This window comes from Legionella geestiana (assembly GCF_004571195.1).
Taxonomy (GTDB): Bacteria; Pseudomonadota; Gammaproteobacteria; order Legionellales; family Legionellaceae; genus Legionella_B; species Legionella_B geestiana.
In genome coordinates this window covers 2532950-2546406 of sequence record NZ_CP038271.1, presented here as the reverse complement: position 1 = coordinate 2546406, position 13457 = coordinate 2532950, and the positions used below count along the sequence as shown (strand labels likewise).

Genomic DNA, 13457 nt, shown 5'->3' with positions numbered 1-13457 from the left:
GCATACATACACCATTCAGTTCTGCTCCTCAGGCATTGGCCGCAGGGGCGGCTCAAAGGTCAGGTTATTTTTGGGCAAAGAAAGGCTCTCCAGTGCACCGTTGTGCCAAACGAGAATACCATCGGCAGTTATCCGCCGAATAACCGCCCCTCCCGGCAGCTTGTCGCCAACACGAAACGACTGTTCAAGGCCGTCTGAAAATCGAAGTATCACCTGTGAAAGTTCCGTGTTATTGGAAAACAAAATGCCGGCGACTTCCGCATCCAGTGTCGATTGACGGACTGTTGCGTCATTAAGGTTAAGCGGCATGTACTCGCCAAAGAGAGCGGTTGAGAAAAGAGCCGCATCTCCCCCGAAGGCCTTCTGTGCTACAGCATTTGGTTGCGTAACCGCCGAAGGTGTGTCGACAGAACGGCTACCCTGTATCGCCTGTAACCCTGTCAAGATGAGCCCAAGCCCCAGCAGCACACAAAGCAATGCCGGTGGCCACAGCGGGTGCTCATGAATAAAGGCGACCAGTCGCCGAAAGTCGGGCACAAAACCTCCGTTTGTGAAAATCCAGCACGATTCTTGCAGGGTACATGCATCTCTCCTTCAGAGGATATACGAATGTCTACGCAATTTGAACACCCCGGCATGGAACTCGCCATCATGTCACGCTGGTATGTCGTCTCACGCGCCATTCACACCATTGCGCGCCTTGGCATTGCCGATCACATGAGCCTGAGTCCCATTCCCTGCGAACAGATAGCCAAAAATTCAGAGACCGTTCCGACACTGCTGAGACGGCTTCTTTGTTTTCTTTCCGATTATGGCGTGTTTGAGCGTCATGGAGATGCCTTCGCACTGACCCCGCTCTCCCTGCCCCTGCAATCAGACGCTCCAAATTCGCTGCGAGATGTGCTCTGCATGGTGGACGAGGACTGGTGGCAGTCTTTTGGCTGCATGGACAAAATGCTGAAGTCTGGACGACCAGGCTATGAAGAACGTCACGGCGCGCCTTTTTTTGAACACCTCGGCAAACATCCAGAGAAACAGGCCAATTTTGACCGAGGAATGGCAAAACTTTCAGACTATGATGACACGGCGATAGCAGACAGTGTGGATATTTCACGCTTTAAAACCATTGCGGATATAGGCGGTGGACGCGGCGGGCTGACCCGCGCACTTGCTAAAAAAAATCATGATGTCACCATCACCCTCTTTGATACGCCCCAGGTTATCAACCCGCTGGACCCCGCACAGTTTCCAAAAAACGTGCAATTCTTAAGCGGCAATTTTTTTGAGACGCTGCCTCAGGCAGATGCTTATATCTACAAGGGGGTGCTTCATGATTTTAATGATGCGGACATGCGGAAAATCCTCAGCAACTGCGCGCGCCAGATGCCTGCATCCGCTACCCTGTTGATTGCCGAGCAGGTCATGCCCGACAGTTCAAGCCCACACCCCAATAAAACCATGGACATGGTGATGATGGTGCTTCTTGGCGGTCGTCAACGCACGCTTTCAGAATGGCAGAGCGTGGTTGAGCCACTTGGGTTTGTCTTTATCACTGCCCTGCCCACTCCGAGCCTGTTTCGAGTGATGGAATTTAAGCGCAAACCCTGATGGTTTGCGCTTAAGGCGCGTGCAGACGCGAGCGTAAAATGCCTTTGGGGTCAAACAGCTGCTTGCTCTCCACCCAGCGGGTGTATTCCCTGCCAAAGTGCACGCTCCAGTAATCTGGTGAAAGCGCCTTACCAAGAAAACCAGAGAGGTAACGCTTTCCACCCTGGGGCAGCAGTACCTCATCCAGTCGCGTAATGATTTCAAGACAGGAAGGAGCAAGTTCCGGGCTTATACCAGGGTGCATTATCATAAGTGCACAGACCTCCTCGGCATCCGGGAGCATCAGAAAACCCGCACGCTCACGGTTATCAATCGGTACAACATGCACCATGTTGGCATAATGGAGTGGAAGCTCTTCCAGTAATGTCTCCAGTTCCTCACGCACAAAAGCCAGTGGCAAAAAGCACTCATACCAGGGGTGGCACCAGTTCCACTGTCCTGATGTGCGCATCGCTTCATACCGGCCATCATAACGATGGAGCCAGGAAAGGAGCGACTCTTCCTGGGTGTGCAGCAAGCCCTCAGCACTGACACTGCCGAGGTCGCAAAGCTCCGGTGGTGTGGTGTCATACTCTACGGTGATGTGCATGCCATAGGTCCAGAGCGTGAAGGGAATGCGCCCTTTAGATGTGATGCGCGTGCCGAAAGGCGTTGGTGCGCAAAACATTTCCACGTAATCCGCGTGCGCACGCAGGCGCTCATACGCATCAAACAGGGACGCCACATCCTGAAAAGCAAAAATAAAGGTGCGCACATAAGGCTTTGCCGCACAGAGGCGAAGTCGCGCGCGCTCAATAACGGCAAAGTTACCCTGACCTGCAAGTACTGCATGAAAAAGCGGCGAGTCGGCATCAAGAGACACGGCTTCGCCATCAGCCTTTACCACATCAAGCCGCTCTACATGCCGGGAGATAACCCCATGGCGAAACGCGGATGCCCCAACCCCGCCTGCAGACAGTAACCCCCCTGCCCCAAGACCAAGATTATACGGAATAACAAGCGGACGGCGCCCCCGATTCAAGCTTGCTTCAACGACTTGTGCCCATGTAGCGTTAGCCTCGACTTCAATATGGTTGTCATCACAGTCAATGACTCGATTAAAGTTCTCCATTGAGAGTGTCACCCCACTTTTCACCGGCAGGGATTGCCCACTCTGACTGAGGCCATTTCCACGAACGGTCACGGGTGCTGCGTGAGCATGAGCAAACGCAAGAAAAGCCTGCAGGCCCTCGCGTGTTTTTGGCGCACAAACGGCAAAAGGAGCATTACGCTCCAGTTTGCCAAAGTCTTCGGAAAAGCTGGTCAGGGTTGCCTCGTCCGTGCGCAACGCCTGACCTATTTCCTGCTCACACTGCTTTCTCAGCAGTGTATTCCACAGAGTTTGCGGCATCTTTTTCTTTCCTTTGCTGTGCCAGTTCCAGTTTTCGGTTGCAGGCAAGTACCAGTCCATCAAACATTTTATTGAAGGCGTCGTAGCATCTGTCAACCATTTTTAACGCTTCCCGGCGCACATTAACCGGTATGTCACGCTCATACAATTTGCGCTCCATCTCTTCCTCAAAGAGGGCGTGTGCCATTTCCACCTCAAGGTGCGAACTTGAGAAGTACTTGAGATTGCTGTCTTCCCCGGTCTTCTTGACCTGTTTGGCAACTTTCTCAAAGAACACGTGTCCTGATGATTCGAGTGTCAGTAACAGCGCGATGTTCAGCATTTCATTATCCGCCTTATAGACCTCTGACAGTATCGCATAAGCGGCATCGCGTGTTATCTGGGACTCTTTACCGTAGAGCCAGGCTACATCGTCATTTTTACAGCCTGAATCCACCACACTGCGTGCTCCCATGTATTTTTTATCCTGAAGAAACCATTTTTCGTGACCGGCATCTTCAAGACGGTGGTGACGCGCTACTTTTTTCAAGTAGGGGTCAGTTACCCTTTCTTCGTTCAGTCGCAGAATGTCCTGGAAGGTCATTGCCCAGAAAGTCAGTTCAGGTACAAAGTAGCTGATCTCTTCAAGGCTATCGAGTTTTTCCAGTACTTCAAAGAAAGGATGATTTACGAATTCCTGTTGTTTGGAATCGATATAGTTTTGTATGCTTTTCATGGCAGCCTCCGTAGGCATTAATTTCGTTTACAGTGTTGTTATTGCAGATGGCGTGCCAATTATTTACCCCATTAGACCTATAAAAATACAATATAAGGGGGTTATTTTTCTATTTTGCGCAGTTAATCCTCGAATTTCGCCAAATTATTGGCTTCGATTTTGCGGTTAAAGACAATTAAATGACGCAACAGCCTTTGTTTTATAGAATATTTCTCATCATAATCCCTTCTCCGTCAATTTATTGACATACTCAGGGAGCTTTTGCTCCACATGTTGCCATTTTATCTCATCCAAATCTTCAATATCGTGGCATAAGGTCTCAAGAAACGACTTTTGTACCTCTCCACAGGCCAGTGCCTTTGCATAAGGCGTGTTGGTAAACATCACCTGAATATGCTTTGAGACATAAATATCCGGATAACGGTGCATCAGTTCGAGCTCAATGCGCTTCTTAAGGCCAAATCCCTTATCGCTGATGTCGCGATGAATTTCGTTAAAATTGTCGAGTGACATCCTGGCCACAGCTTCTGTATCCGGTTTGCGTGTCTGATAGAAGGCCGGCATTACTGAAGACCAGTCGTTATGATGGTGTTCCAGTAACTGATTAAGAATGCGACAGTCTTCAAACGCGCAGTTCATGCCCTGACCAAAGAACGGGATAATGCCATGCGCAGCATCGCCAATGAGCAAGATGTCATCCCGGTAATACCATGGCGTGCAGCGAATGGTACTCATGCGCCCCGTGGGATGGGCAAAAAATTCCTCGACAAGGTTCGGCATGACAGCAAGTGCGTCAGGGAAGGCGCGCCGGAAAAATGCGAGCAAAGCCTCGGGCGTTGTCAGCGTCTCAAAACTGTGTGCACCACTGTCGGGTAGAAACAGCGTACCGGTAATGGAGTCATCACGGTTTGGATTACCGAGCAAAAGACTTGTGTGCCGTGGCCACAGGTGCAGGTGGTGGCGTGCCATTTGATTGCCATGCGCCTCACCAATCGTAAGCTCTTTATAGGAATGGGGGAAGAATTCTCGCACGGCATCAACAATTCCCGCTTCAGCGAGGACATCGCGAAGGCGTGAAGCCGCACCATCCGCACCAATAAGGCGCGTATAGGCATGGTGCATTAATTGCCCGCCACTATCGGCAAAAGTAGCTGTTTTACGCTCAAAGTCGATGGATTTTAAACGCGTCTTAAAATGCAGCCTGACATTCGGACACGCTTCGAGTGCTTCAAGGAGCACCACATTCAAATCCTGACGCACAATGGCATTGATGTGCTCACCGGGATGGCGGCCAAAGGGCTGAAAATGCACCGTACCATCCAGCTCATGAATGGCACGAGCCACCATCGGTACCATCATGGAGCGCACCTTCTCCATCAGCCCGACACCTTCAAGGCCGGTAATCCCCCGACACGAGAGTGCCAGATTAATGGAGAGACCAGGGTCAGCCGGACAAAGGCGCGGGTCCTCCCGGGATTCAAAAATGTCGATGCCAAATCCGCGTTTGACAAGGTACAGCGATACCAGCGCCCCGGCGAGTCCCGCACCGACAACGGTTATGCGTTCCATTTTTTATCCCCTGAGTTCAATTATTTACGTGCAGCAGTAAACCTCCGTCAATCACGGTGTTAAAACGTGGTGCGATAAGGAGGCTGCAAGAATCGTACCGAAGCGAGGGATATCTGGAGATGAGGGGTTACTTAGGCCAGTTTTTCAGATACTCATCTATCACGTCCGGTTTATGCGGAGGCTTGAAATAATATCCCTGCGCAAAATCACAGCCGTGATTAAGAATGAAGTCTTTTTGCAGCGCGGTTTCAACGCCTTCAGCCAGCACCTGCAGATTGAGGCTGTGACCAAGGTTGATAATGGCGCGTGAAATGGCAGCATCGTTTTCATTGCTCGCGATTTCGCTGATGAAGGAACGGTCAATCTTGAGCTTGTCAACTGGGAATTGTTTAAGGTAGGACAGGCTTGAATACCCGGTACCGAAATCGTCAATCACAATGCGAACGCCCATATCTTTGAGCTGATACATGATTTCTACGGCGTTTTGAACATCTTCTACCAGGAGGCTTTCCGTCAGTTCGAGTTCAAGGCAGCGTGGTGGCAGTCCGGTGCGCGCCAGAATACTTGCAATCAGCTCCGGCAGGCGGGTCTGGCGGAACTGGCGCCCGGAAATATTCACGGCAACCGTCATGTCCTTATATCCCTGCTTATGCCATCGCACCGTCTGCAGACAGGCTTCTTCAAGCACCCATTCCCCTATCGGAATAATGAGGCCGTTTTCCTCAGCCATGCCGATAAAATCAAGCGGTGGTACCTGTCCCAGCAGATGGCTCTGCCAGCGAATCAATGCCTCAACACCAACAACCTTGTCTTGTTTAAGATCGATAAGCGGTTGATAGACGAGGAAGAACTCCTCGCGTTTCAGCGCATCGCGCAACGCGCTGTCAAGCTGCATGGAGTTGATAACCCGCCTGTTCATTTCCGCATCAAACACACGGTAATTATTGCGGCCACAGTCTTTCGCGTGATACATCGACAAATCCGCATTTTTCATGAGGGATTCGTAATCAAGTCCATCACGCGGGTAATAGCTTATGCCAAGGCTGCCGGTAATTTTCAGGCTGTGCTGATCAATCTGGAAGGGCTTTTCTAGAATCTGAAGAATTTCGCGCGCCATGAGTTCTGCCTGTTGTTCCGTGGCCAAATCAGGCAGGAGAATAACAAACTCATCGCCGCCAAGGCGGGCGACCGTGTCAAAATCGTTCGTGGCAATCAGCAGGCGATTGGCAACCGCCTGCAAGAGTTTATCTCCAATGCTGTGGCCAAGGGTATCGTTTGTCATTTTAAAGCGGTCTAAATCCAGAAAGAGAAAACCGAGCATGCTTTTTTTCTTTTTGGCCTGTAAAATCGCCTGTTCCACGCGGTCCATAAGAAGAACACGGTTTGGCAGTGCGGTCAGCGCATCATGTGTGGCCTGGCGCACGAGCTGGCTTTCCATTTCGCGCCGCTGGGTGATGTCGTTAACAATGCAGATATAGTGTCGAACCTTGCCGGAATAATCTTTTACAGGTGCCAGACTCAGTTCGCACCAGTAGATTTCACCGTTTTGGCGGCGACATTCGAGTTCAACGGTTTCTTCACGCAGTTCTCTAATGGCAAGCTGAATGCGTTTCTGATTCACCTGATCCGTGCGCGTGGCCTGGAGCGTATCAAGCGAGCAGCCTATTGCCTGCTGTTCATTAAAGCCGGTAATACGCTCAAAGGAGCGGTTGATGTAAATGACTGGCAGCTCTTCACGCGTAATATCGATAATCGAAACCCCGTGGGTGCTGGCTTCAATGGCGCGCTCACGAATGCGAAGCTCTTCGTCAGCCCGACGTTTCTGCGTGACATCCCGAAAACTGTAGACCCTGCCGACAATTTCGGTGTTCACCTGCTGAGGCTGGGTAAAGCGTTCAAAAATTCGGCCATCCTTAAAATGAATTTCCGGCAATTCTCCTTGCCAGTCAGGATGTTCATACAGATACTGCACATCACGAATCACAGACTCCGGGTCACTGAGCTGCGAAAGAATGTATTCAAAACCGATGCTTTCCTTACCCGACTCAAGCATTTGCGAAGGAATACGCCACATCTCCACAAACTTCTGGTTCCAGTCAACGACCTCGCCCTTGCCGTTAACCATCATAATGCCATCAGCGGTAGATTCAAGGGTGGCGCGAAGCAGCGAGAGAGATTTTTCAAGTTCTTCATTACGCTCAAGAATATGCCCGGAATCCAGATGAATATTCCGGGTTAACGGCGCGTTGTTTGTGCGCTGAAATTCAGGCTGACGACTGTACCACTGCTCGAGGAGCTCTGAAAGATTGGCGGGTGGATTAATAACACCAAGTTCTTCACACACATCGGTGAGAGAAGGTTCTGCTCCGCGCATTTTTATGCTGTCAGCAGCTTTTGCAACACTTGCGTAATCAATCTCTTGCCTGCGCATGATTCTCCCCGGCTTATTCCGTAACTCCTGTATAGCAGCAAGCTGGCAATCCCTGTTGAATCACGGTGCTTCCTTGATTACTATAGCTCAACTTGTAAAGATTTGCGAAAGCACGCGAACTCCCCGGAGAATCCATGGACAAAACCCGCTTTGACACCCGCGCCATTCACGCAGGTCAGCACGCTGACCCGGCCACCGGTGCTGTCATGACCCCCATTTACGCAACCTCGACCTATAAACAATCGGCTCCCGGTGTCCATCAGGGCTATGAATACTCGCGCACACAAAACCCGACTCGAACGGCCTTTGAGAACTGCATCAGCAGCCTCGAGTCTGGCAGCCGTGGCTTTGCGTTTGCTTCTGGCATGGCGGCTATCAATACCGTTCTTGACCTGCTCGATACCGACAGTCACGTGATAGCCATGGATGACCTTTATGGCGGTACGTATCGCCTGATGGACAAGGTCAAAACCCGTACCTCAAATTTCTCGTTTTCTTTCGTAGACATGAGCGACCCGGCTGCCATTGAAGCCGCCATCCGCCCGCAAACCCGTATGATTTGGGTGGAAACCCCCTCAAACCCCATGCTGAAACTTGCAAATCTCGAGGCCATTGCCCGCATTGGCAAGGCGCATAATCTGATTACCGTTGCCGATAACACCTTTGCCACACCATGGATTCAGCGACCCCTTGAACATGGCTTTGATATTGTCGTGCATTCCGGCACTAAATACCTTAACGGGCATTCCGATGTTGTTAACGGTGTCGCCGTGGTGGGAGATAATTCAGAGCTCGCAGACCGGGTTGCGTTTTTACAAAACAGCTGTGGCGCGGTTGCGGGTCCCTTTGACAGTTTTCTTGTCCTTCGAAGCCTGAAAACGCTTGGCCTGCGCATGCAGCGGCATTGCGAAAATGCCAGTGCCCTTGCTGAATGGCTGGAGCAGCATCCGGCAGTAGAACGGGTCTGGTACCCGGGTCTTAAAAGCCACCCTCAGCACTTGCTGTCTAAAGAACAGATGAAAGCCCCGGGCGGCATGATTTCAATGGCTCTCAAAGGTGGCCTTGATGAGGCAAAACGCTTCCTTGCCGCGTGCGAAATTTTCACCCTCGCGGAAAGTCTTGGCGGCGTTGAAAGCCTCATCGAACATCCAGCCATCATGACGCATGCCTCCATCCCGCGTGTACAGCGCGATAAACTGGGTATTACTGATGGATTTGTCCGTTTATCGGTGGGTATTGAAGACCTTGAGGATTTACGCAGTGATTTGGATAATGCCTTAAGGTGTATTCGTTAACGGAGTATTTCATGAAAAAGTGGTGTAACATGGGCACGCTCTGGGGCATTGCCACCCTGCTGGCCATTTCTATACAGACAATTGCATGGGGTATCCCCATATTTATTGTGGCTTTCTGTAAACTCATTCCCATTCCCCGCTGGCAGGCGCTGATGACTCGCGCCGCCGGCGCCATAGCCATTGGCTGGATGGACATTAACGGCGCTTTAATTCGCCTTACTCAGCCGGTCAAATGGGAGATAACAGGCCTTGAGAACATCGATAAAAACGCACGCTACCTGCTGGTTGCCAATCACCAGAGCTGGCTTGATATCGTTGTGCTGCAGTTTGTGTTTAACCGTAAAATCGCGGTGCTGAAGTTTTTTATCAAAGATTCCCTGAAATGGATGCCAATACTTGGCTTTGCATGGTGGGCCATGGGCTGTCCTTTCATGAAACGCTACTCCAAAGCTTATCTGGCTAAAAATCCGCATAAAAAGGGCGAAGATTTTCGTGCCACCCAGAAGGCAGTAAAAGTCTTTCGCAAAACGCCTGGGACAATTACCAGTTTTGTGGAGGGAACACGCTTCACGCCGCTTAAACAGGAAACGCAAAATGCCCCGTATGTGCATCTCTTAAAACCACGCGCCGGAGGCGTCAGCTATGTTATACGCGCAATGGAAGAACATCTTGATGCAATGATTGACGCGAGCATCGCCTACCCCGCCTCCCATTATTCGCTCTGGGACTTTCTCTGTCATCGGGTAAAATCGGTCAAAGTGCACGTGCGCGTTGTACCTATCCCTGAAGCATTCAGCACATTAACACCTGCTGACGAAGAGGACTTTCAGGAAGCGTTCAGAGCATGGCTCAACGAATTGTGGGAAGAGAAGGACCGCGTTGTTGCGTCAATGAAAAACGAGCGCGCATCCTCACTGTCCTGAGAAGTTCTTATCTTTGCTCCCAATGCTGTCGTCATACGCCATGACGACAGCATCTGACACCCCAGATTGCACATGCTCGTCTAGCTCAAGACTTCAACACGTTCCTGGCATGCGTAATAATCCCGATACCATGCTACAAACCGCCCTACCCCTTCATCCAGTGACACTCCCGGACGATAGCCCATATCCGCTTCAAGGCGCGCTGTGCTCGCATGGGTGGAATAAACATCCCCAGGCTGCATGGGCACGTATTCACGAATGGCTTTCTTTCCGGTGGCGCGCTCAATGGCATCAATGAAATCAAAAAGATTCACAGGCTCCCCGCGCCCGATGTTATAAATTCGCCAGGGCGCGCTGCTGCTGGCCGCATCGGGATTTAAGGCGGACCATTTTTCATCCGGTGATGCCGGGGTATCAATCGCGCGCGACACGCCCTCGACAATATCGTCAACATAGGTAAAATCCCGCGCCAGATGGCCGTTGTTATAAACTTTAATCGGCCTTCCCTCAAGAATGGCTTTGGTAAACCCAAAAATGGCCATATCAGGCCGCCCCCATGGTCCATAGACCGTAAAAAATCGAAGCCCGGTCATTGGCAGATTAAAAAGATGCGCATACGAATGCGCCATTAATTCATTGGCTTTTTTGGTGGCGGCATAGAGTGAGAGTGGATGATTAACGCCCTGCGCTTCTGTATAAGGCTGCGCGGCATTAGCGCCATACACTGAACTTGTAGACGCATAGACCAGATGTTCAACGTTAAACTGGCGACACTGCTCCAGCAGCGTAGAAAACCCCACAAGGTTGGATTGAATGTAGGCATTCGGATTTTCAAGCGAATAACGAACTCCAGGCTGCGCGGCAAGGTGGGCTACACGCTGAGGCTGATGGACTTCAAAAACAGTTTGCAGCGCCTTTGCGTCACTGATATCCATGCGCACGAAATGAAAATTAGAGAATGCCTGCAGCTTAAGCAGTCGGTCTTCCTTGAGACTCACCGCATAATAATCATTCAGGTTATCCACTCCAATAACGGTATCCCCCCGAAGCAGGCGAAACAACGCCAGATGAAACCCGATAAACCCCGCACACCCTGTGACCATCAAGCGCATGTTATACCCCACATAAAAAATGCCTGTAGTATACCCGCTGTGAAGAATCGGCAGAAGCTTTGTCTGAAAATGTCTCTGCGCCTGTCGGCGTTACTGATACGGCTGGCACACATAAGAAAGCAATCTACGTACTACACGATTTAATTAATTTTGACTTTAAGCTTTAAGTCAGTTAGCTGTGTACGGGACATTTTTTCCGCGCCGGTGGATTCACGTGTATTTTTGTACCGTGACCAGGCTGAATCGTTCCATGCGTTGGCTCCGTGCCACACCCCGAATGGCTCCCCGCCTGCGCGGAGAAGACAGTGTGGGGGAGATTTTGGCCTCTGCACACACCCCGAATCCTGTCATTCCCGCGCAGGCAGGGAACCCATCCATGTGCCGGCACGGGGCTAACTCCAGCATGAGCTCCGGAAAGACAACGATTTTTCGTCCCGTACACAGGTTAGGGTCTGTTGACATTTGGTGGTGCGAAGCGAAAATCACGTCAATTTAGGCCAAATTTTATCTTGAGTGAGGCGAATAGCCGGCTCTATTTAACGAACTCAAGGTTAAATTTGGACAAATTGACGTGGTTTGCAGCCGTGTCACCAATTGTCAACAGACCCTGGTTAGACAAGGGATTTATTAAACAATGCGGGTCGCTCATTTCAGTGAATATTCGTACAATTGACGTTTTCGTTTGATTATGGACGTGCTATTATGCATAAAATTTATACCAAATTGGGGTGATGTATGAGCAAAGAATTTACTTCGTTCAAGAACGTTCTTGAGTATCTTAGAGGTTATAAACTTACTGATATTACCCGAGATCTGGTTGATTCAAATATCCGCAACTTTGTCACGCTCAAGCGAATGCCGATAATACTTGAGGCACTTCCGCCAAGGTATATAAGTGCTTTTTTCTCTGAGGTAATGCCGAATTTCAACGCATCAAAAGAAGCGTTTTTCTCACTCTTAATGCCGTTGCCAACGGCAAAAAAAATCGAGTTTTTCCGCTCTTTTGCACATCGTCTCGAAGCAGGTATGACGTGTGAGGACATCGACTGTTTACTAACCCTGATGCCGGGGTATATGCATGAGATCGGTAATGCGGAATGGTATCGCGGCTTCAACATTAAAAGTACTGAAGAGGCCGCAACCTTGCTTAGATTTTTTATTTGCGAGCAGGCGCCCTCGTGGCGGCCCGCGAACGATGCTTACGCGAAGTTTATAAGGGCCAATGAAGGCGCTGTTCAGGCTTGCTTAAATTCTCCGCAAGACGTCCTGAATCTTGTTGAAAGTGGTACACACGATAATTCCAAACCTTTTAATGCCAGCTTTTTCGCCGAGAAGTTAACTGCTGGTTACTTTAATAATGCCCTTGAAGATGCAGATGCGTTTGATGATTTCCTGGAATTTTTTGGCTATCTTCATGATGGGCGCAAATTGCAGTTCGCAGATAACTTGTCACAAAACGCAAGACTGGCGAACCTCAATGAGCACCAACGCCTTCAGGTTGCTCAAATGTTGAATGTCAACAGGTGTTCACTCACACATGACGAAATATTGTGTCGTTTGTATAACAACAACCTACTTACAGACGAGCAGTTTTTTAACTTTTGCCTTACGCTAAGTCATGATGACTTAGACACCAAAATTGGAATTTTCTCGCCATATGATAGGCTTAATAAGCAAATTCTAAATCTCACAGAAGACAAACGTGCGGCGCTTTGTCAACGCGCGCTCGATTGGCTGGAAGCGGTTGCTCCATCGCGGGAAGAGATGAAGCGTTATCAACGTTACCAGGAGGGGTGCTATGCGACAGTGTCTTTCGCAGGAGAGCTTGTAAAACTCTTTTTTCCAGAAGATGAGGCTGCATGTCCCGACCTCTGTGTTTTAATGTGTGTCACCCCGTTGGTGCTCGCACTTTTGATTGCTGCATTAGCGGTCGCGATTATCGGTTTGATTCCTGCGCTTATCGGGCTTTGTTTAGAAACCAAAAAAACACAGGCCGAGCAGAATTTTATTGCCAGCTGTGGCCTGAATGACCCTGAGGTTAGCGCAGAGGTTATGGATGCCAGGTATCTTAATTCGCAGCGATTCTGGCAAGCAGCGAATACACAGAATTTTTGCGGTTCACTTCGTGGCACTTCAATCGAGGCTCGCTCCAGTGATGTCTCGTCTTTAGAAGACCCGTCATTGGTGCCTTGTCATTGATACCCCCTGCCCTGCGCCGTTTTGGATGTTATAAATACTCCAAAAGTATGCGTGCCCGTCTGCGTTACCGAAATCTTCGCATCAAGACCCGATATATGCACTTTTATACACCGCTTTTGCATTTTACCAGTACAGAATTCTGCACAGCATATCCATAGCCAGCCCCTGTAAATTCTCGCTATAATGAGCCACTGTTTATTTCACCGGAAGCGCGC

The 13457-nt window shown here is 50.0% G+C and carries 10 protein-coding genes; 4 read left to right on the top strand and 6 right to left on the bottom strand.

Annotated features, from left to right (window positions below):
• Positions 1–15: 15 nt before the first annotated feature.
• Positions 16–537, bottom strand: coding sequence for a type II secretion system protein N (locus E4T54_RS11360; protein ID WP_051550904.1), 522 nt, complete (start codon positions 535–537; stop codon positions 16–18).
• Between the two features lie 72 nt (positions 538–609).
• On the opposite strand from E4T54_RS11360, the gene E4T54_RS11355 reads away from it, so the two are divergent.
• Entirely contained in the window at positions 610–1608 is a 999-nt protein-coding gene (locus tag E4T54_RS11355; protein ID WP_028386452.1) for a methyltransferase, read from the top strand.
• A gap of 10 nt (positions 1609–1618) precedes the next feature.
• Here E4T54_RS11355 and E4T54_RS11350 read toward each other — a convergent pair whose 3' ends face one another.
• From E4T54_RS11350 to E4T54_RS11335, 4 genes are all read right to left on the bottom strand, one after another.
• Positions 1619–2998, bottom strand: a complete 1380-nt coding sequence (locus E4T54_RS11350) for an FAD-binding oxidoreductase (RefSeq protein WP_028386451.1) — start codon at positions 2996–2998, stop codon at positions 1619–1621.
• Positions 2955–3713: a hypothetical protein gene (locus E4T54_RS11345; RefSeq protein WP_028386450.1), complete on the bottom strand. Its 759-nt coding sequence runs from the start codon at positions 3711–3713 to the stop codon at positions 2955–2957. Before E4T54_RS11345 ends, E4T54_RS11350 begins: the two co-directional genes overlap by 44 nt.
• 216 nt (positions 3714–3929) lie before the next feature.
• Entirely contained in the window at positions 3930–5282 is a 1353-nt protein-coding gene (locus E4T54_RS11340; RefSeq protein WP_028386449.1) for an FAD-dependent oxidoreductase, read from the bottom strand.
• 127 nt (positions 5283–5409) lie between these two features.
• The gene (locus E4T54_RS11335) at positions 5410–7713 is read right to left on the bottom strand and encodes a bifunctional diguanylate cyclase/phosphodiesterase (protein ID WP_028386448.1); all 2304 of its coding nucleotides are present in this window, start codon (positions 7711–7713) and stop codon (positions 5410–5412) included.
• Between the two features lie 134 nt (positions 7714–7847).
• Here E4T54_RS11335 and E4T54_RS11330 point away from each other — a divergent pair, with 134 nt between their 5' ends.
• Both E4T54_RS11330 and E4T54_RS11325 read left to right on the top strand, forming a co-directional pair.
• Positions 7848–9008, top strand: coding sequence for a trans-sulfuration enzyme family protein (locus tag E4T54_RS11330; RefSeq protein WP_028386447.1), 1161 nt, complete (start codon positions 7848–7850; stop codon positions 9006–9008).
• Positions 9009–9019: 11 nt separating this feature from the next.
• Positions 9020–9931, top strand: a complete 912-nt coding sequence (locus E4T54_RS11325; RefSeq protein ID WP_028386446.1) for an acyltransferase — start codon at positions 9020–9022, stop codon at positions 9929–9931.
• 80 nt (positions 9932–10011) lie between these two features.
• Here E4T54_RS11325 and E4T54_RS11320 read toward each other — a convergent pair whose 3' ends face one another.
• Positions 10012–11043 (bottom strand): NAD-dependent epimerase, encoded by a 1032-nt coding sequence (locus tag E4T54_RS11320; RefSeq protein ID WP_028386445.1) that lies wholly within the window; start codon positions 11041–11043, stop codon positions 10012–10014.
• A gap of 735 nt (positions 11044–11778) precedes the next feature.
• On the opposite strand from E4T54_RS11320, the gene E4T54_RS11315 reads away from it, so the two are divergent.
• Complete coding sequence (locus E4T54_RS11315; protein ID WP_028386509.1) at positions 11779–13242, top strand: hypothetical protein; 1464 nt, start codon at positions 11779–11781, stop codon at positions 13240–13242.
• Positions 13243–13457 lie beyond the last annotated feature (215 nt).

Excerpts from the sequence above, each read along its gene's own strand:
- E4T54_RS11345 (WP_028386450.1), bottom strand. The coding sequence starts at position 3,713 with ATGAAAAGCATACAAAACTATATCGATTCCAAACAACAGGAATTCGTA.
- E4T54_RS11340 (WP_028386449.1), bottom strand. The coding sequence starts at position 5,282 with ATGGAACGCATAACCGTTGTCGGTGCGGGACTCGCCGGGGCGCTGGTA.
- E4T54_RS11320 (WP_028386445.1), bottom strand. The coding sequence starts at position 11,043 with ATGCGCTTGATGGTCACAGGGTGTGCGGGGTTTATCGGGTTTCATCTG.
- E4T54_RS11330 (WP_028386447.1), top strand. The coding sequence starts at position 7,848 with ATGGACAAAACCCGCTTTGACACCCGCGCCATTCACGCAGGTCAGCAC.
- E4T54_RS11315 (WP_028386509.1), top strand. The coding sequence starts at position 11,779 with ATGAGCAAAGAATTTACTTCGTTCAAGAACGTTCTTGAGTATCTTAGA.
- E4T54_RS11350 (WP_028386451.1), bottom strand. The coding sequence starts at position 2,998 with ATGCCGCAAACTCTGTGGAATACACTGCTGAGAAAGCAGTGTGAGCAG.
- E4T54_RS11325 (WP_028386446.1), top strand. The coding sequence starts at position 9,020 with ATGAAAAAGTGGTGTAACATGGGCACGCTCTGGGGCATTGCCACCCTG.
- E4T54_RS11335 (WP_028386448.1), bottom strand. The coding sequence starts at position 7,713 with ATGCGCAGGCAAGAGATTGATTACGCAAGTGTTGCAAAAGCTGCTGAC.
- E4T54_RS11355 (WP_028386452.1), top strand. The coding sequence starts at position 610 with ATGTCTACGCAATTTGAACACCCCGGCATGGAACTCGCCATCATGTCA.